The sequence below is a fragment of the Stakelama saccharophila genome (assembly GCF_032229225.1).
Classification (GTDB): domain Bacteria; phylum Pseudomonadota; class Alphaproteobacteria; order Sphingomonadales; family Sphingomonadaceae; genus Sphingomonas; species Sphingomonas saccharophila.
This window is the reverse complement of the sequence record NZ_CP135076.1, coordinates 795,785-813,632: the sequence shown is the minus strand read 5'-3', so window position 1 is coordinate 813,632 and position 17,848 is coordinate 795,785. Positions and strand designations below refer to the sequence as shown.

At 67.1% G+C, this 17,848-nt stretch carries 16 protein-coding genes; 8 read left to right on the top strand and 8 right to left on the bottom strand.

Going from position 1 to position 17,848, the window contains the following annotated elements:
* The first annotated feature begins 73 nt into the window (after nt 1-73).
* Complete coding sequence (locus RPR59_RS03675; RefSeq protein ID WP_313916773.1) at nt 74-2,194, top strand: RelA/SpoT family protein; 2,121 nt, start codon at nt 74-76, stop codon at nt 2,192-2,194.
* A 95-nt stretch (nt 2,195-2,289) separates the two neighbouring features.
* The gene (locus RPR59_RS03670) at nt 2,290-3,303 is read left to right on the top strand and encodes a glycosyltransferase family 2 protein (RefSeq protein ID WP_313916771.1); all 1,014 of its coding nucleotides are present in this window, start codon (nt 2,290-2,292) and stop codon (nt 3,301-3,303) included.
* A 7-nt stretch (nt 3,304-3,310) separates the two neighbouring features.
* Here RPR59_RS03670 and RPR59_RS03665 read toward each other — a convergent pair whose 3' ends face one another.
* Nucleotides 3,311-4,354: an oxidoreductase gene (locus tag RPR59_RS03665; protein ID WP_313916769.1), complete on the bottom strand. Its 1,044-nt coding sequence runs from the start codon at nt 4,352-4,354 to the stop codon at nt 3,311-3,313.
* A gap of 493 nt (nt 4,355-4,847) precedes the next feature.
* Between RPR59_RS03665 and mgrA the strand changes: the two genes are divergently transcribed.
* Complete coding sequence (mgrA, locus tag RPR59_RS03660; protein ID WP_313916766.1) at nt 4,848-5,909, top strand: L-glyceraldehyde 3-phosphate reductase; 1,062 nt, start codon at nt 4,848-4,850, stop codon at nt 5,907-5,909.
* Between the two features lie 3 nt (nt 5,910-5,912).
* On the opposite strand, the gene RPR59_RS03655 is transcribed toward mgrA, so the two are convergent.
* Nucleotides 5,913-6,641 carry a class I SAM-dependent methyltransferase gene (locus tag RPR59_RS03655; protein ID WP_313916763.1) on the bottom strand — a complete coding sequence of 243 codons (729 nt, stop codon included), beginning with the start codon at nt 6,639-6,641 and terminating at the stop codon, nt 5,913-5,915.
* Between the two features lies 1 nt (nt 6,642).
* Nucleotides 6,643-7,077, bottom strand: coding sequence for a GtrA family protein (locus RPR59_RS03650; RefSeq protein ID WP_313916762.1), 435 nt, complete (start codon nt 7,075-7,077; stop codon nt 6,643-6,645).
* Between the two features lie 53 nt (nt 7,078-7,130).
* Here RPR59_RS03650 and RPR59_RS03645 point away from each other — a divergent pair, with 53 nt between their 5' ends.
* On the top strand, nt 7,131-8,957 hold the full coding sequence (locus RPR59_RS03645; protein ID WP_313916760.1) for an AcrB/AcrD/AcrF family protein: 1,827 nt from the start codon (nt 7,131-7,133) through the stop codon (nt 8,955-8,957).
* Here RPR59_RS03645 and RPR59_RS03640 read toward each other — a convergent pair.
* The 5 genes from RPR59_RS03640 to RPR59_RS03620 form a co-directional block, all read right to left on the bottom strand.
* The gene (locus RPR59_RS03640) at nt 8,950-9,573 is read right to left on the bottom strand and encodes a MarC family protein (RefSeq protein WP_313916758.1); all 624 of its coding nucleotides are present in this window, start codon (nt 9,571-9,573) and stop codon (nt 8,950-8,952) included. The two genes, RPR59_RS03645 and RPR59_RS03640, sit on opposite strands and share 8 nt — an antisense overlap.
* Before the next feature lie 4 nt (nt 9,574-9,577).
* Complete coding sequence (gene folD, locus RPR59_RS03635; RefSeq protein ID WP_313916756.1) at nt 9,578-10,453, bottom strand: bifunctional methylenetetrahydrofolate dehydrogenase/methenyltetrahydrofolate cyclohydrolase FolD; 876 nt, start codon at nt 10,451-10,453, stop codon at nt 9,578-9,580.
* Nucleotides 10,454-10,500: 47 nt separating this feature from the next.
* Complete coding sequence (locus RPR59_RS03630; RefSeq protein ID WP_313916754.1) at nt 10,501-10,800, bottom strand: YggT family protein; 300 nt, start codon at nt 10,798-10,800, stop codon at nt 10,501-10,503.
* Between the two features lie 51 nt (nt 10,801-10,851).
* A complete protein-coding gene (gene argB, locus RPR59_RS03625) occupies nt 10,852-11,766 on the bottom strand; it encodes an acetylglutamate kinase (RefSeq protein ID WP_313916752.1) in 915 nt (304 codons plus the stop codon).
* Nucleotides 11,767-11,847: 81 nt separating this feature from the next.
* The gene (locus RPR59_RS03620) at nt 11,848-12,849 is read right to left on the bottom strand and encodes an NAD(P)H-quinone oxidoreductase (RefSeq protein ID WP_313916750.1); all 1,002 of its coding nucleotides are present in this window, start codon (nt 12,847-12,849) and stop codon (nt 11,848-11,850) included.
* A 74-nt stretch (nt 12,850-12,923) separates the two neighbouring features.
* Here RPR59_RS03620 and RPR59_RS03615 point away from each other — a divergent pair, with 74 nt between their 5' ends.
* From RPR59_RS03615 to RPR59_RS03600, 4 genes are all read left to right on the top strand, one after another.
* Nucleotides 12,924-13,121: a DUF1192 domain-containing protein gene (locus RPR59_RS03615; RefSeq protein WP_313916748.1), complete on the top strand. Its 198-nt coding sequence runs from the start codon at nt 12,924-12,926 to the stop codon at nt 13,119-13,121.
* Between the two features lie 144 nt (nt 13,122-13,265).
* Nucleotides 13,266-15,596 (top strand): ATP-dependent Clp protease ATP-binding subunit ClpA, encoded by a 2,331-nt coding sequence (gene clpA / locus RPR59_RS03610; RefSeq protein ID WP_313916746.1) that lies wholly within the window; start codon nt 13,266-13,268, stop codon nt 15,594-15,596.
* Between the two features lie 123 nt (nt 15,597-15,719).
* Entirely contained in the window at nt 15,720-15,926 is a 207-nt protein-coding gene (locus tag RPR59_RS03605) for a hypothetical protein (protein ID WP_313916744.1), read from the top strand.
* A gap of 43 nt (nt 15,927-15,969) precedes the next feature.
* Entirely contained in the window at nt 15,970-17,661 is a 1,692-nt protein-coding gene (locus RPR59_RS03600) for a long-chain-fatty-acid--CoA ligase (protein ID WP_313916742.1), read from the top strand.
* The last annotated feature ends 187 nt before the right edge of the window (nt 17,662-17,848 follow it).

Sequence of the window (17,848 nt, the reverse complement as noted above, 5' to 3'; positions counted from 1 at the left end):
GACATGATGCGGCGCAGCACCAGTTGTTGAAAAACGATTGCAAAGCAGCGGCGCGCGGTCCCATCTAGATGGTGTGCTGCGCCAATATGAACTGGTCGATCGGGTCCTTGACTACGATCCGGACGCCGACGAGGCGTTGCTCAACCGCGCCTATGTGTTTTCGATGCAGGCGCACGGATCGCAGAAGCGTGCCTCGGGCGACCCGTATTTCAGCCATCCGATCGAGGTCGCGGGTATCCTGACCGACCTGCACCTCGACGACGAGACGATCGCCACCGCGATCCTGCACGACACGATCGAGGACACCGTCGCCACGCCCGAGGAAATCCTCGCCAAGTTCGGGTCTTCGGTCGCGCGCATGGTGGACGGCGTCACCAAGCTGTCGAAGATCGAGGCGCAGACCGAAAATGAGCGCGCGGCCGAAAATCTGCGCAAGTTCCTGCTCGCCATGTCGGACGACATCCGCGTGCTTCTGGTCAAGCTGGCCGACCGGCTGCACAACATGCGCACGCTGCACCACATCGCCAAACCGGAAAAGCGCCAGCGTATCGCGCGCGAGACGATGGACATCTATGCTCCGCTGGCGGAGCGGATCGGCATGTACGAATTCATGAAGGAGATGCAGACGCTCGCCTTCCGCGAACTCGAACCGGAAGCATATGAATCGATCACCAGGCGCCTGGAAACGCTGAAGGAAGGCGGCGACGACCGGATCGTCCGCATCGCGTCGGACCTGAAGCTATTGCTGTCGCGCAGCGGCGTCGATGCGGAGATTTCGGGACGCGAAAAGCATCCCTATTCCATCTGGAAGAAGATGTCGGAACGCCATGTCAGCCTGGAACAGGTGTCCGACATCATGGCGTTCCGCGCGATCGTCGAAAGCGAGGAGGAATGCTATCGCGCCCTCGGCATCATCCATCGCCGCTGGCCGATGGTGCCGGGACGGTTCAAGGATTACATCTCCACGCCCAAGCGCAACGGCTATCGCTCGCTGCACACCACGATCATGCACGCCGGCAACCAGCGCGTGGAAATCCAGATCCGCACGCAGGAAATGCACGCCCAGGCCGAATACGGGCTGGCCGCGCACTGGGCCTACAAGCAGAATGCCGTCCGTCCCGATACGCAGGTAAGCTGGATCCGCGATTTGGTCGAGATCCTGGACAATGCCGCCGATGCCGAGGAATTGCTCGAACATACCCGCATGGCGATGTACCAGGACCGGATCTTCGCCTTCACGCCCGCGGGCGAGCTGATCCAGCTACCCAAGGGCGCGACGCCGATCGACTTCGCCTATGCCGTTCACACCGATCTCGGCGATCAGGCGGTGGGCGCGAAGATCAACGGACGCGTCGTTCCGTTGCGCGCCGCCATCGACAATGGCGACCAGGTCCAGATCCTGCGCTCCAAGGCGCAGGCGCCGCAGGCCTATTGGCTGAACTTCGCCATCACCGGCAAGGCGCGCGCCGCGATCCGGCGCCATCTGCGCCACCGCGAACGCGACGAGATCGTCGCCATGGGGCAGAAACTCTATGACGAAATCGTCGCCCGCCTGCCCGTCGCCATCGGCAAGGACGTGCTGAACGACGCGCTGAAGCGGCTGAAACTGCCCGATCAGTCGGCGCTGATGCAGGCGATCGCCCAGCGTAAGGTAACGGACGAACAGGTGATGGCGGCGCTCCTGCCCGGCTATGACCACGGCCAGGCGGAGGCCGCGGAACCGCTGCCGCCGCAACAGCATGCCATCTCGATCACGGGACTGACGCCGGGCATCGCCTATGACATCGCCGGGTGCTGCCGTCCGGTGCCGGGCGACCGGATCGTCGGCATCCGCCGTCCCGGCGCGGCGATCGAGGTGCACGCGATCGACTGCCCCGCCCTCGACGCGCTGGAGGATGCCGACTGGACCGACCTCGCCTGGGGCGAAGGCGCCGAGGGCGGCATCGCCAGGGTCGCCGTCACGCTGCGCAACGAGCCTGGGTCGCTGGGCGTGATCGCCACCATCATCGGCACCTACCGGGCCAATATCACCGGCCTGCGGCTGGATAATCGCGACACCACCTTCCACACCAACATCATCGATATCGAGGTGCGCGACGCCGCCCATCTGATGAAATTGCTGGCGGCCCTGCGCGCGGCGGAGGCGGTGAGCGCGGCCGAACGCCTGCGCCCCGACGGCGTGGTGGAGGCCTGACGCCTCTGCCCCCGGCTCCCTGCCCCCGGCCACCGCGCCGACATCCGCATTTCGGATCATGACGGCGACCGGCAAGCGCGCTAAGGAGACCCGCCATGACATCGCCGCAGCTCTCCGTCGTCGTTCCGTGCTATAACGAGGAACATTGCCTGGAAGCGCTGCACGCGCGCGTGTCCGCCGCCGCGCGCACGGCCGTGGGCGAAAGCTACGAACTGGTGTTCGTCAACGACGGATCGCGCGACGAAAGCTGGTCGGTGATGCAGCGGTTGTCGACGGAGGACCCGCACCTCGTCGCCATCAACCTGTCGCGCAACCACGGGCACCAACTGGCGCTTACCGCCGGGCTCGACCTGTGTGCGGGGCATGAAATCCTGATCATCGACGCCGATCTGCAGGATCCGCCCGAACTGCTCGCCGACATGCGCCGGGCGATGGCCGAACAGCAGGCCGACGTGGTCTATGCCGTCCGGCGCAAGCGCGAGGGCGAGACCTTTTTCAAGCGGCTGACGGCGGCGGCCTTCTACCGCGTGCTCGACCGCGTGACGGATACCCCCATCCCGCTCGACACCGGCGATTTCCGGCTGATGAGCCGGCGTGCGCTCGATGCCTTCCTGGCGCTTCCGGAACAGGCGCGATTCGTTCGCGGCATGGTCGCCTGGATCGGTTTCCGCCAGGTGCCGTTCGCCTATGACCGGGCCGAACGCCATGCCGGCAACACCAAATATCCGCTGGGCAAGATGATCCGCTTCGCGCTCGACGCGGTCACCGGCTTTTCGACCGCGCCGCTGCGCTTCGCCAGCCATGTCGGGCTGTGGCTGACCGCGGCGTCGCTGCTGCTGATCGTCTATATCGCCATCGGCTGGCTGACGGGTTCGGCGGTGCAGGGCTGGACGTCGACGATGCTGGTCGTCGTCGTGCTCGGCGCGGTGCAGATGTTCGTGCTCGGCATGATCGGCGAATATCTCGGGCGGCTCTACGTCGAATCGAAACGGCGGCCGCTCTACCTCGTCGCCGACGTCGCGGGGCCGGTGCAGGGCCGCGCGACGCTCGGCTATGCCGGGCACGAAACGCACGACCCGCGGGAACCGGAAGACCCGCCGCGGCAATAAGCGCAAATCAGGTGAAGGGCAGGACGCAGCCCTCGCGCGCGCTTTCACGGGCGCGCGCCATCAGGCGCAGCGCGCGCACCGCGTCCCTCGGGTCGACCGGCGGCGCGGCGCCGGCGCGAACGGCATCGCGCACGCCCAGATAGAAACGGCGCCAGTCGCCGCGATCGGTGGCGACCGGACGGGCCACGCCGTCGCCCCCCGTCAGCGCGCCATAGGCCGCCGGCGCCTCTTCACCGAAGCCGGGATCGGTCGGGCGACCGCCGGCCCGCAGCACGCCTTCCTGCGGGTCCAGGCCGTATTTGACGAAGCTCGCCCGGTCGCCGTGGAGCGCGAAGCGCGGCCGCGCGGCGGCGACCAGCGTGCCCGCCGACAGCAGGACGCGCGTCGTTCCGTAATGCAGCGTCACGTCGAAATAATCGTCGGTGCAGGCTTCGCCGCGCTGGGTCAGGATGTCGGCGGATACCGCCTCCGGCCACCCGAACAGACACGCCGCCTGGTCGATCAGGTGCGGCCCCAGATCAGCGAAGACGCCGCTTCCCGGCCCCGCTTCCTCGCGCCAGCCCTGCTTGACGGCGGGGCGGAATCGATCCCAGCAGAACTGCGCCAGCCGCACCCGGCCCAGCGCGCCCGAGCGGAGCAGGCGCCGGACCGTCAGGAAGTCGCCGTCCCAGCGCCGATTGTGGAACACGCTCAACATGCGCTCGCGCTCGCGCGCCAGTTCGACCAGCATTTCCGCCTCGGCCGCATCGAGCGCGAACGGCTTGTCGACCACCACATGCTTGCCCGCCTCCAGGCCTGCGCGTGCGAGCGGGGCATGCGTCTGGTTGGGCGTGGCGATGACGACCAGCGCGACGCCCGGATCACCGAACACGGCGCCCGCTTCCGCCACGACCCGCGCATCGGGAAAGCGTGTGCGCACTGATTCGGCGCGCGAGGTGGCGACCGCTGCAACATGCAGCCCGTCCACCGCATCGATGACCGGCGCATGCAGCACGCCGCCGGCGAGGCCGAAGCCGATCAGTCCGACGGGCACGGAGGGTTCATTGTCCATGCCAGCGTTGCTGCCACCGAATGCACCAGCGACGAAACCCCATTTATACGCGAGAAAAAGGACGACTGAGAGTGGCGATCAGCCGCCAGGAATCTCCCCTCCCTTTCAAGGGAAGGGGGACCGCCGAAGGCGGTGGAGGGGCACCGCGAAGCGGTGAAGCGGCGCGAAGACATGCCCGTCGCTCTTCGGGCGCCCCCTTCACCACACTTCGCATTGTTCCCCTCGAGCCGAGTTCGGAGAGGAACTCGGGTCCCGCTCCTTGCCTTTGCCCGCCGCATTCCGGTCCGACAGCACCACTGGGCTATTGCGGCGCAAATGTGATAGCGCTCTCAGCGGACCAGGAGAGGGCGGCGCGGATGCCGGGCGTCCGGCGCTTTCCGAGGCTGGCACCGCAAGAGGCTGATGTCGGAAACCCGGCGGCGCAAATTGGCGTTCGATATGCTGGCCGACTGCTGTGCAGGCCGTGCCGCCAAGCAGAATTGAGGAGAAACCGTTGAGCTTCGATATACCTTATACCGCCGATGCCGGCCGTTATGACGGGCGCATGCCGTACAGGCGTTGCGGCAGGAGCGGACTGAAACTGCCGGCGATCTCGCTGGGGCTGTGGCAGAATTTCGGCGGTGCGGACGTGTTCGAAACCGGCCGCGCGATCCTGCGCCGCGCCTTCGACCGGGGCGTGACGCATTTCGATCTCGCCAACAATTACGGCCCGCCCTACGGATCGGCGGAGGAGAATTTCGGCCGCGTGCTGGCGAAGGACTTCGCCGCGCACCGCGACGAGTTGATCGTCTCGTCCAAGGCCGGATGGGACATGTGGCCGGGGCCGTATGGCGATGTCGGCGGCAGCCGCAAATATCTGATCGCGAGCTGCGACCAGTCATTGAAGCGGCTGGGTGTCGATTATGTCGACATCTTCTATTCGCACCGCGTCGATCCCGACACGCCGCTGGAAGAAACGATGGGCGCACTCGCCACTATCCACCAGCAGGGCAAGGCGCTCTATGTCAGCATCTCCAGCTATTCGCCCGAGCTGACGCGCAAGGCGGCGGCCATCCTGGCCGAATACAAGGTGCCCCTGCTCATCCACCAGCCGAGCTATTCCATGCTCAACCGCTGGATCGAGGACGAACTGCTCGATACGCTCGCCGATCTCGGCACCGGCTGCATCGCCTTTTCGCCGCTGGCGCAGGGGTTGCTTACGGGCAAGTATCTGAACGGCGTACCGGAGGATGCGCGCGCGGCGAAGGCGGGATCGTTCGACCGCGAAATGCTCACGGACGAGAATATCGAACGTGTCCGCGCGCTCAATGCCATTGCGGAAAAGCGCGGGCAGACGCTGGCGCAGATGGCGATCGCCTGGGTGCTGCGCGACCCCCGCGTTACCTCCGCCCTGGTCGGCGCGCGCACGGTGGAACAGCTCGACAACAGCCTCGATGCGCTCAAGAACCTGGATTTCAGCGACGACGAACGCGCCGCGATCGACCGCCATGCCACCGAAGGCGGCGTGGACAAGTGGAAGGTGTCGTCGACGCTGACCGCAGGCGAGGTCGGCTGAGCCTCAGTCTTTCGACGCCAGCGTGATGATCGACAGGCCGGGTGGCATCGGCACCCGGCCGATCAGATGCCGTTCCAGCCCGAAGATCGCCTGGAATGCGCGGTTGAGCGCGGCCGGCGGCGGCGAATCGTCGCTGTCCTCCTTGCCCGTGAGCTTGCCCGCGGCGCGCGCGGCGACGGCGGCGGGAAAGAGCAGCGAGTTGAACCAGCGCAACCCGTTGTGGCGCAGGCCGGCGGCGCGGATCGCCTTGCCCAGCGCACGCTTCGAATAGCGCCGGTGATGGTGGTTCACCTCGTCATGCGCGCTCCACATCCAGGGATGCGCCGGAACGGTGATCAGGATGGCGCCGCCCGGTTTCAGGCACTCGGCCATCGCCGCAAGGGCCGCCACGTCGTCTTCGATATGCTCGACCACGTCCAGCACCGCGATCAGGTCGTAGGCGCCGCGCGGCACGCCGCCCAGCGCGGGCAGCGGGGCACTGCCGACCGGCTTGCCCAGCCGCTTGCCCGCGATCGCGGCGGCGGCGGGATCGATCTCGATCGCATCCACCGTGCCGAAGCGCGCCAGCATCGGCAGATTGTGCCCCGTGCCGCAGCCGATCTCGAGAATGCGCGCATCCGCCGGCAGCGCCGCCTCGCGCGTCAGATAGTCGGCCAGCACCTCGCGCCGGGCGCGATACCACCAATGCGTCGAATCGTGCGCGGCCATCCGGTCATAAACGATGCGTTCCATCTCAGGCGAACACCCATTGGCGGTTGAGGACGAAGGTCACGAGCGGCACGATCATCAGTCCCGGGATCAGCGGCACCCAGGCCGGCTGGTGCAACAGGCCGGTCAGCAGCCAGGTGATGCCCGCGTGCAGCATCAGGCCGAAGCCCTGCACGGCGACGAACTTCACATGCTGGCGGCCACTGGAATCGCGCGTGCCGTGATCCTTGAAGCTCCACTTGCTGTGCAGCACGAACCCGCTCGACACTGCCGCTGCAAAGGCAAAGGGCACGGCGAAGACCGCCTGCTCGCGCGCGAAGACGAACATGGCGAGCGGCAGATAGACGCCGGTATAGATCAGCGTCGTGATCCCGCCGGCAATGCCGAAGCGGACCAACTGCCCGAACACGCCGCTCGCGCGCAATGCCTCAACCTGTCGCGAAATTGCCGTCACAGCCACCTTGCCCTTTGCGCTTGCGGCACTAATGGCCGACGCAACAAGAGGAAAGCGTTTTGCGTCTCGCACTGCCCGCGGTCGGCACGGTCGCCCGCCTGATCAGACTGCCCGCCGGCGACACGCTCGCCCGCCTGAACGACCGTTACTGGCTGCGCGCCAGCATGCTCGTCTGGCTGGGCGTGGCGATCTGGTTCTTCTGGGACCGCTGGCCCTACATCTATTGGCTCGCGCTGCGCGATACGGACGACAATATGCGGTTGATGCAGGTCCGCGCCCTCCTGTCGGGGCAGGGCTGGTACGACCTCACCAACTATCGCCTGAACCCGCCACAGGGCTTCAACATCCACTGGTCGCGTATCGTAGACCTGCCGATCGCGGGCCTGATCCTGTTCTTCCGTCTGTTCACCAGCAACTGGTGGGCCGAACGGCTTGCCGCCGGCATCGCGCCGCTCATCCCGCTGTCGGTTGTCATCGGCGCGCTCGGCTTCACGGTGCGGCGCCTGGTCGGGGCGTTTTCGTGGCCGCTAATGATCGCGATGCTGCTTTTGAGCAGCGGCCCGGCGATCCTGATGTTCTATCCCATGCGGATCGACCATCATGGCTGGCAGCTCGCGGCGCTGACGCTGACCGTTGCGGGCCTGGCCGACGACCGGCGCGTGCGCGGCGGCGCGATCATCGGCGCGTCGAGCGCGTTCTCGCTCGCCATCGGGCTGGAGATGCTGCCCTATTGCGCCATGGCCGGCGCGATCCTGACGCTGCGCTGGATCTGGGACCGCGACGATGCGCGCCGCCTGCTGGTCTATGCTCTGACGCTGGGCGGCGGCGTGGCGATCGGTTTCGCCGGCTTCGCCTCCTACGCCAACCGGGCCATGCGCTGCGATGCGCTGACGCCGGTCTATCTGGCGACCGTCACCCTCTCCGCCGCCCTGCTGTTCGTGCTCGCCTGGGTCAACCCGCGCGCGCGGCTCATTCGCCTGACGCTCGCCGTCCTGGCCGGCGCCGCGATCGCCGCCGCCTTCGCCGCCGCCTTCCCGCAATGCCTGGGGCGCCCCGAAGGCGCTTCGCCCGAACTCTACCGCGTGTGGCTGGACAACGTGCGCGAGGCGAAGCCGATCTACGAACATCCGCTGCGCAATATCGTGCGGATCGCGACGCTGCCCGTCATCGGCCTGATCGGCGCGATCGTCGCGACCGTCGTCGCCTGGCGGCGGGGCCGCTTCATGCTGTGGCTGCCGGCCGCCCTGTTCACCGCCTTCGCCTGCGCCATGCTGCTGTGGCAGGTCCGCGCCGGCCCCGCGGCCGAATTGCTGGCGCTGCCGGGCGCGACTGCGCTTGCCTGGATCGTCATTCCCTGGCTCGTCACCCGCCGCGGCTGGATGCCTAAGGTCGTCGGCGCGGGCGTCGGCGCGGCGATCCTGGCGGCGGTGTTCGCCGGCGTCCTGCTCGGCTGGTTCCGTGTCGACCCGATGAACGAATATCACCGGGTGGTGAACCGCGCCAATGCGCGCTGCGCCAGCTATTCGCGTCTGAAGCAACTGGACCGCCTGCCGCCGCAGGTGATCTTCACCCATGTCGATCTCGGCCCCCGGCTCGTCACCGTCACGCACCATGACGCGGTCGCCGGCCCCTATCACCGCAACGGGCCGGCCATCCTGGACGTCCACCACGCCTTCGAGGGGACGCCAGAGCGCGCCCACCGCATCATGAAGCGGCACCATGCGACGCTGCTCCTCGTCTGTCCGAACATGAGCGAGACCACCGTGTACCGCGCCAGCGCGCCGGACGGCTTCTATGCCCGCCTGTCGCACGACAAGGTGCCCGGCTGGCTGACACCGGTCGAACTGCCGAAGGATTCGCCGTTCCGCGCCTGGCGGATCAGGTGAAGCTGGCGCGCACGCCGTCGACGATGAACTGAACCGAAAAGGCCGACAGCAGCACGCCCAGCAGCCGCGTGATCATCGCCTCGATCTTGTCGCCCATCAGCCGCATCAGCGGCCCCGCCGCCATCAGCGCGGCCAGCGTCAAAAGCAGGATCACCCCGACCGCCGCAAGGATGACGATCGAGCGTTCGAGCCCCGAATCGCGCGACATCAGCAGCATGATCGACGCGATCGAACCCGGCCCTGCGATCATCGGCATCGCCATGGGAAAGATCGAGACGTCCTCCACCTCCGGCTGCTCGTCGATGATCTTCTGCGCCCGGTCCTCGCGCCGCTTGGTGCGCTTTTCAAAGACCATTTCCAGCGCGATCAGGAACAGCATGATGCCGCCTGCGATGCGGAAACTGTCGAGGCTGATGCCCAGCCCGCCCAGCAGATGCTCGCCGAACAGGGCGAAGACCAGGATGATGGCGGCCGACACCGTGATCGCGCGGATCGCCATGGCGCGCCGCTGCGCCGTGGTGGCGTCCGCCGTCAGCCCGGCATAGATCGGCGCGCAGCCGATCGGGTCGATCACCACGAAAAAGGTGATGAGCGTGGAGATGAACAGCTCGACCACGAGTCTAGATCGCGTCCATGTCGAGCGCCACGCCGGCATTCCGGTGCGCGGCGACCAGCGTGTTCCGGAGCAGGCAGGCGATGGTCATCGGCCCCACCCCGCCCGGCACCGGCGTGATCGCGGCCGCGACCGATGCGGCGCCGTCGAAATCGACATCGCCGACCAGCCCGTCCTCGGTCCGGTTGATGCCGACGTCGATGACGGTGGCGCCGGGCCTGATCCATTCGCCCTTGACGAAATCGGGGCGGCCGACGGCGGCGACGACGATGTCGGCGCGCCTGATATGGCTCGACAGGTCGCGCGTGCGCGAATGAGCGACGGTGACCGTGCAGTTGCGCGACAGAAGGAGCTGCGCCATCGGCTTGCCCACCAGGATCGAGCGGCCGATGATCACCGCGTCCATCCCCGACAGATCGCCGAGCTGGTCTTCCAGCAGCATCAGGCAGCCGAGCGGCGTGCAGGGCACGAGTCCCTCGATGCCGAGCGCCAGCCGCCCGGTGCTGACCGGCGTCAGGCCGTCGACATCCTTGTCCGGGTCGATGCGTCGGATCACCGCCTGCTCGTCGAGATGCTTCGGCAGCGGAAGCTGGACGAGGATGCCGTCGATGCGCGTGTCGGCGTTGAGCCGGTCGACCAGATGCAGCAGCTCGTCGAGCGAGGCGTCGGCGGACAGGCGGTGCTCGAAGCTTTCCATGCCCGCGGCGACGGTCGCCTTGCCCTTCATCCGGACATAGACGGACGACGCCGGGTCCTCGCCCACCAGCACGACGGCCAAACCGGGTGGCCGGCCCGCCTTGCCGCGGAAATCGGATACCATGTCGCCGATACGGGCCCTCAGGTCCGCCGCGAACGCCTTGCCGTCGATGATCGCTGCCGTCATGCCCGCGCCCCATAGAGATTTCGTGACCGACTGGCCACCGCCGGACGCTACATCACGAAGGTGGGGCCGGTATAGAGCCGGGGGATGATGATGTTCTGCAGGATATAGAGGATGATCAGGACCACCAGCGGCGACAGGTCCAGCGCGCCGAAATCCGGCAGTACCCGCCGGATCGGGCGGTAGAGCGGCTCGGTGATCACGCCCAGGCCATGCCATAGCGAGCGCACGAACTCGTTATGCGTGTTGATGACGTTGAACGCGATCAACCAGGACAGGATCGCCTGAATGATGATGATCCAGGTCAGGATCGTCAGCAGAACCTGGATGATGTCTAATATTGCGTTCAAGCCTTGTCTCCGCGCGTCGGTGTGCCGCCTGGCTGGTACAGTCGCGCCAAATTAGGTGCTCGGCATCGATTTGCCAACCAGCGTGCCCGCGCCGCGCCGCGTAAAGATTTCCAGCAGCATCGCATGGGGCACGCGCCCGTCGAGGATGACGGCGGCATCCACGCCCGCCTCCACGGCCGAAACGCAGGTTTCCAGTTTCGGGATCATGCCGCCGGTGATGGTGCCGGCCGCACGCAGGCGGGCGATGGCGGGCGGATCGAGGTCGGTCAGCAGGTCGCCTCGGCTGTCGAGCACCCCGGCCACGTCGGTCAGGAGGAACAGCCGGGCGGCCCGCAACGCGCCGGCGATGGCCCCGGCCATGGTGTCGGCGTTGATGTTGAAGGTCTCGCCCCCCGGCCCCACGCCGATCGGCGCGATCACCGGGATCATGCCGGCGGCCGAGACGGTGTCGATCACGCTGCGGTCGATGCGCTCCGGCCGGCCGACGAAGCCGAGATCGACCGCCCGCTCGATATTGCTGTCGGGATCGCGCGTCGTGCGTTCGACCTTGGCGGCACGCACGAAGCCGCCGTCCTTGCCCGAAATGCCGACCGCGCGGCCGCCGGCCTGGTCGATCCAGGCGACGATTTCCTTGTTGATCGCGCCCGACAGCACCATTTCGGCGACGCGCGCCGTTTCCGCACTGGTGACGCGCAGGCCGTCGATGAATTCGCTCTCGACGCCTAGCTGCTTCAGCATCGCGCCGATCTGCGGACCGCCGCCATGAACGACGACGGGATTGATGCCGACCGCCTTCAGCAGCACCACGTCCTCGGCGAAGTCGCGCGCCAGTTCGGGGTCGCCCATGGCGTGGCCGCCATATTTCACGACGAAGGTCTCGCCGGCGTAGCGTTGCAGATAGGGCAGCGCCTCGGTCAGCGTTTCCGCCTTGGCGAGCATCGCGGGATCGGGGGTATGATCGGTCATGACGCGGTCCGCCTTAGCGACGCCGCGGCATCGGGGGAAGCGTCCGCAGTGCCCGACGTCCGGTGGCCGGGCGCGAGAGGGTCAGCGCATGGTCAGGACGATCTTGCCGATATGATCGCCCGCTTCCATCCGGGCATGGGCGTCGGCGGCGCGTTCCAGCGGAAAGGTGCGGTCCATGCACGGTTTCAGCGCGCCCGCCTCGACGTGCGGCCAGACGTTCCGCGACAGTTCGTCGGCGACCATCGTCTTGAACCCGGTGTCGCGTGCCCGCAGCGTCGAACCCGTCAGGGTCAGGCGCCGCTGCATCACCTGGAAGATGGGAATCGTCGCCTTCGCCCCGCCCTGCACGGCGATGGAGACGTGCCGGCCGTCCTCGGCCAGGCATTTCAGGTTGCGCGGCACATAGTCGCCGCCGACCATGTCGATCACGATCTGGACGCCGGCGCCGCCGGTGATCGCCGCCACCCGGTCGACGAAATCCTCCTGCCGGTAATTGATCGCGTGATCGGCGCCCCACACCCGCGCCGCATCGCATTTCGCGTCGGTGCCGCAGGTTACGATGCTGGTCAGCCCGAACAGCCTGCCGAGGCTGATCGCCATCGTGCCGATGCCACTGGTGCCGCCGTGGACGAGCACCGTGTCGCCAGCGTCGGCGAAGGCGCGCTCGAACAGGTTGCTCCACACCGTGAACAGGGTCTCCGGGATGGCCGCCGCCTCCGTCATGGTCAGCGCATCGGGCACCGGCAGGCACTGGCCGGCCGGCGCACAGGCATATTCGCCATAGCCGCCGCCGGCGATCAGGGCGCAGACGGGCTGGCCCATCTGCTCCGGGCCGACGCCCTCGCCCACCGCGGCGACCGTCCCGGCGATCTCCAGGCCGGGGATCGACGGTGCACCGGGCGGCGGCGGATAGGCCCCTTTGCGCTGCATCACGTCGGGCCGATTGACGCCGGCCGCCGCCACGGCGATCAGCACCTCGCCGGCCCCCGGTCGGGGGACGGGACGCTCGACGATCCGCAGCACGTCCGGCCCGCCGGCTTCCGCCGGGTCGATCGCGCGCATCTTCTCCGGAACGGTCGTCATCGCCTGCCCCCCAATCTGCGCAGTGGCACGCCCGTTATTGACATCGCCGCGCCCAGGGTCAACGCTGCGATCCGATGGACGTCGACGAGAATCTTCCGCGCCGTCCGGGCGATGCGCTCGCCGACCTCGCCCGGCAGGACCTCGATCCGCTTTCGGTGGACGAACTGAACGCGCGCATCGCCGCGCTGGAGGGCGAGATCGCGCGGACCAGGGCGCGAATTGAATACGCCGTTAATCACCGTGCAAGCGCCGAGGCGCTATTCCGGCGATGAGCGCGAGCGGGCCGGAAAGCGTGGGGTCGCCTCCGCGAACTTCCGGCACGGGGTCGCCGCGCTTGATGTGCCGGTCCGCAATTCCGACATTGGGTTTGCGGGCCCCGTACATTCCCTTTCGGCCCGACTGGAGTACTGACTGAAATGCCTTCTTTCGCATCCGCGCTGGAATCCACGCTGCACAAGGCGCTCGAGGCCGCGTCCGCCCGCCGCCATGAATATGCGACGCTGGAGCATCTGCTGCTCGCGCTCGTCGATGACGAGCATGCGCTGAAGGTGATGGGCGCCTGCGGCGTCGATCTGGACGAATTGCGGACGGTGGTCGCGCACTATCTCGACACCGAACTCGATGCGCTGAAGCTCGACGCGGCGACCGACCCCTCGCCGACCAGCGGCTTTCAGCGCGTCGTCCAGCGCGCCATCCTGCACGTGCAATCGTCCGGCCGGGACGAGGTGACCGGCGCCAACGTGCTGGTCGCCTTGTTCTCCGAGCGCGAAAGCTATGCCGTCTATTTCCTGCAGCAACAGGATATGAGCCGCCTCGACGCCGTCAGCTATATCAGCCACGGCGTCGGCAAGGGCGCCTCGACGGCGGAAGCAGCGACGCCCAAGGGCGCCGAGGACGAAAAGGCCGCCAAGGGCGACGGCAAGAAGGGCGAAAGCGCGCTCAAGCAGTTCACCGTCAACCTCAACGAAAAGGCGGAAAACGGCAAGGTCGATCCCCTGATCGGCCGCGGGCCGGAGGTCGATCGGACGGTGCAGATCCTGTGCCGCCGCTCGAAGAACAACCCGCTTTACGTGGGCGATCCCGGCGTCGGCAAGACCGCCATCGCCGAGGGCCTGGCCCGCAAGATCATCGAGGGCGACGTTCCCGAGGTGCTGGAAGAGGCGGTGATCTATTCGCTCGACATGGGCGCGCTGCTCGCCGGCACGCGCTATCGCGGCGATTTCGAGGAGCGGCTGAAACAGGTGGTGTCGGAGCTGGAAAAGCTGCCGCATGCCATCCTGTTCATCGACGAGATCCACACCGTCATCGGTGCGGGCGCGACCTCGGGCGGCGCGATGGATGCGTCGAACCTGCTCAAGCCTGCGCTGTCGGGCGGCACGATCCGCTGCATCGGCTCCACCACCTACAAGGAATTCCGCAACCATTTCGAAAAGGATCGCGCGCTCTTGCGCCGGTTCCAGAAGATCGACGTCAACGAGCCGACCGTCGAAGACACGATCAAGATCCTCGCCGGGCTCCGTTCGGCGTTCGAGGAGCACCACTCGGTCAAGTACACGCCCGATTCGCTCAAGACCGCGGTCGAGCTGTCGGCGCGCTACATCAACGACCGCAAGCTGCCCGACAAGGCGATCGACGTGATCGACGAGGTCGGCGCGATGCAGATGCTCGTGCCGGTGTCGAAGCGGCGCAAGACGATCACGCCCAAGGAGATCGAGGCCGTCATCGCAACGATGGCGCGCATTCCGCCGAAATCGGTGTCGGCGGACGACACCAAGGTTCTGTCCAGCCTGGAGACCGACCTAAAGCGCGTCGTGTTCGGCCAGGACAAGGCGATCGAGGTGCTGTCCTCCGCCATCAAGCTAAGCCGAGCGGGCCTGCGCGATCCCGACAAGCCGATCGGCAACTATCTGTTCTCCGGCCCCACCGGCGTCGGTAAGACCGAGGTCGCCCGCCAGCTCGCGGAGATCCTGGGCATTCCGCTCCAGCGCTTCGACATGAGCGAATATATGGAGCGCCATTCGGTCAGCCGCCTGATCGGCGCGCCTCCGGGCTATGTCGGCTATGACCAGGGCGGCCTCTTGACCGACGCGGTCGACCAGAATCCGCATTCGGTGCTGCTGCTCGACGAGATCGAGAAGGCGCATCCCGACCTGTTCAACGTGCTGCTGCAGGTCATGGATAATGGCAAGCTGACCGACCATCACGGCAAGACCGTCGATTTCCGCAACACCATCGTCATCATGACGACCAATGCGGGCGCCGCCGACATGGCCAAGGAAGCGATCGGCTTCGGCAATGTCAGCAAGGAGGATGCGCAGGACGAGGCGGTGAAGCGGCTGTTCACGCCCGAATTCCGCAATCGCCTCGATGCCATCGTGCCGTTCAGCTATCTGCCGACCGAGGTCGTCTCGCGGGTGGTGGAGAAATTCATTCTCCAGCTCGAGCTGCAACTCGCCGACCGGGGCGTGCACATCCAGCTCGACGACGGCGCCAAGGAATGGCTGACGAAGCGCGGCTATGACAAGCTGTACGGCGCCCGGCCGATGAGCCGCCTGATCCAGGAAAAGATCAAGCAGCCGCTGGCCGAGGAGTTGCTGTTCGGCAAGCTGGTCAATGGCGGCGAGGTGGCCGTGAAGCTGAAGGACGGTACGGACGAACTGTCCTTCGAGATCACGCCCGCCCCGCCGAAGCGCCCGCGCAAGAAGAGCGGCGGCAGAAAGAAGCCGGCCGAGGTCGAAACCAAGTAAGGGTGTGGGCGGCCGGACCCGATCCCGGCCGCCCCGCTCGCGCGCCGCTATCGCACCGCCGGCCATGCCGCTTCGCCGCATGAGTGCTTGTCGGTCTGCGCGCGATGGCGTACAGGTTCGACCATGCGACACAGGCGCGCCATCGGATTCGGGATCATCGCGGCGGCATTGCTGGCCGTCGGGATCGCCGATCATCCCAGCGCCGACATCCGCATCCTGACCCATGACCATGGCGACCGCGCCCCGCACCGCGTCAGCGCCGCTGTCGACCTGGGCGTTGCCGCGTTCTCGGTGCTGGTGACCTGGACCGGAAGCCGCGTCGCGCGCTGAGGGGCGGTTGCGCTCCCCGCCGGACCTGCTTACACTCGTGTAAATGAGCGACCCTGCCCGAGCCTGGCGCGAGCGTTATCAGCACCCCGGCCCCTGGGATCAGGCATTTCCGCCGCTGTCCATGGTCGATCTGTTCGAACGGTCGGCGCGGGACGCCGGCAAGATGCCCATGATCGATTTTCTGGGGCGGAAATACAGCTATGCCGAGGCGCTGGACGGCGCCAACCGGGTCGCGTGCGGACTGGCGGCGGCGGGATATGGCCCCGGCGACAGGATCGGCCTGTTCCTGCCCAACGTCCCGCATTATTGCGCCGCATATTACGGCATCCTGAAACTGGGCGCGACGGTGGTCAATTTCTCGCCGCTCTACACGGTCGAGGAACTGGCGCACCAGGTAGAGGATTCGGGCACCCGTTTGCTGTTCACCCTGTCGGCGACGGCGCTGCTGCCGACGGCGCTGAAGGTTCTCGACACGAGCAGCCTGGAACGGCTGGTCGTGGGATCGGTCGCGGGCGTGTTGCCGCCGGCCAAATCGCTATTGTACCGGCTGTTCCGCGGTCGGGAGGTGGCGCGGAAACCGGATGACGAGCGGATCACGGCATTTTCCGCGCTGATCGCCAATGACGGCAGGTGCCGGATGCCGGAAATCGCACCGGAGCGCGACATCGCGCTGATCCAATATACCGGCGGCACCACCGGCAGGCCGAAGGGCGCGATGCTGACGCACCAGAACCTGTCGGCCAATGCCCGGCAGGTGGCGGCGCTCGACCCGCAGCGCGGCAAGGTGGTCGACCGCATCCTGGGCGTGCTGCCTTTTTTCCACGTCTTCGCCAATACCTGCGTGCTCAACCGCACCGTCCTGACCGGCGGCGAGATCGTGATGCTGCCGCGCTTCGACGCGGCGCAGACGCTGGCGGCGCTCGACCGGACGAAGGCGACCTCGCTTCCCGGCGTGCCGACCATGTATCAGGCGCTGCTCGACCATCCGAAGACGGCGCGCACCGATTTTTCGAGCCTGCGCGTGTGCATTTCCGGCGGCGCGCCGCTGCCGGCGGAGCTGAAATCCCGGTTCGAGCAGGAAACCGGCGCCAGGCTGATCGAGGGATACGGCCTGTCGGAGAGTTCCGGCGTGGTGTCGAGCAATCCCTATGAGGGGGAGAACAGGAACGGCACCATCGGCCAGCCGATCCAGGGCACGGCCGTCCGCCTGGTCGACAAGGAGGATCCGTCGCGTCCCGCCGCAGACGGCGAGCCGGGTGAGATCGTCGTGTGCGGGCCGCAGATCATGGCCGGCTATTGGAACCGCCCCGACGCCGATGCCGGGGTGGTCACCGGCGGACCGGACGACCGCCGCTGGCTGCGCACCGGCGATGTCGGCCTGATCGACGCGGACGGCTATATCCGCATCGTCGACCGGTTGAAGGACATGATCGCGGTCGGCGGGTTCAAGGTGTTTCCCAGCCAGATCGAGACCATCCTGTACGGCCACCCGGCGGTGAAGGAAGCGCTCGTGATCGGCGTGCCCGACGCCTATCACGGCGAAATGCCGCGCGCCTACGTGACGCTGAACCACGGCTTCGAAGCGAGCGGCGCGGCGCTGCGCGACTGGCTGAACCCGAAGCTGGGCAAGCATGAGCGCGTGGACGAGGTGATCGTGCGCCTGACCATGCCCAAGACGATGATCGGCAAGCTCGACCGCAAGGCGCTGCGCACGGAGGTGGCGGCCGCAGACTGATCCGGCGCGCCCCGGTACCCCACATAAATCCGCCAAAGGTCGCACAGAGTCGCACCTCAACGCAGGCGCGGGCGCGGGCGCGGGCGCGGGCGCGGGCGCGGGCGCGGGCGCGGGCGCGCGAGGCATGACAATTTTACCGATGTCAAAGAGCAATATCGGTGCTGGCACAGATCACGGGGTGTAGGAA

What these genes read in the sequence shown, in the direction of transcription:
- RPR59_RS03670 (WP_313916771.1), top strand. Translation starts at nt 2,290, where the DNA reads ATGACATCGCCGCAGCTCTCCGTCGTCGTTCCGTGCTATAACGAGGAA.
- RPR59_RS03665 (WP_313916769.1), bottom strand. Translation starts at nt 4,354, where the DNA reads ATGGACAATGAACCCTCCGTGCCCGTCGGACTGATCGGCTTCGGCCTC.
- RPR59_RS03655 (WP_313916763.1), bottom strand. Translation starts at nt 6,641, where the DNA reads ATGGAACGCATCGTTTATGACCGGATGGCCGCGCACGATTCGACGCAT.
- folD (WP_313916756.1), bottom strand. Translation starts at nt 10,453, where the DNA reads ATGACGGCAGCGATCATCGACGGCAAGGCGTTCGCGGCGGACCTGAGG.
- argB (WP_313916752.1), bottom strand. Translation starts at nt 11,766, where the DNA reads ATGACCGATCATACCCCCGATCCCGCGATGCTCGCCAAGGCGGAAACG.
- RPR59_RS03620 (WP_313916750.1), bottom strand. Translation starts at nt 12,849, where the DNA reads ATGACGACCGTTCCGGAGAAGATGCGCGCGATCGACCCGGCGGAAGCC.
- RPR59_RS03615 (WP_313916748.1), top strand. Translation starts at nt 12,924, where the DNA reads ATGGACGTCGACGAGAATCTTCCGCGCCGTCCGGGCGATGCGCTCGCC.
- clpA (WP_313916746.1), top strand. Translation starts at nt 13,266, where the DNA reads ATGCCTTCTTTCGCATCCGCGCTGGAATCCACGCTGCACAAGGCGCTC.
- RPR59_RS03605 (WP_313916744.1), top strand. Translation starts at nt 15,720, where the DNA reads ATGCGACACAGGCGCGCCATCGGATTCGGGATCATCGCGGCGGCATTG.
- RPR59_RS03600 (WP_313916742.1), top strand. Translation starts at nt 15,970, where the DNA reads ATGAGCGACCCTGCCCGAGCCTGGCGCGAGCGTTATCAGCACCCCGGC.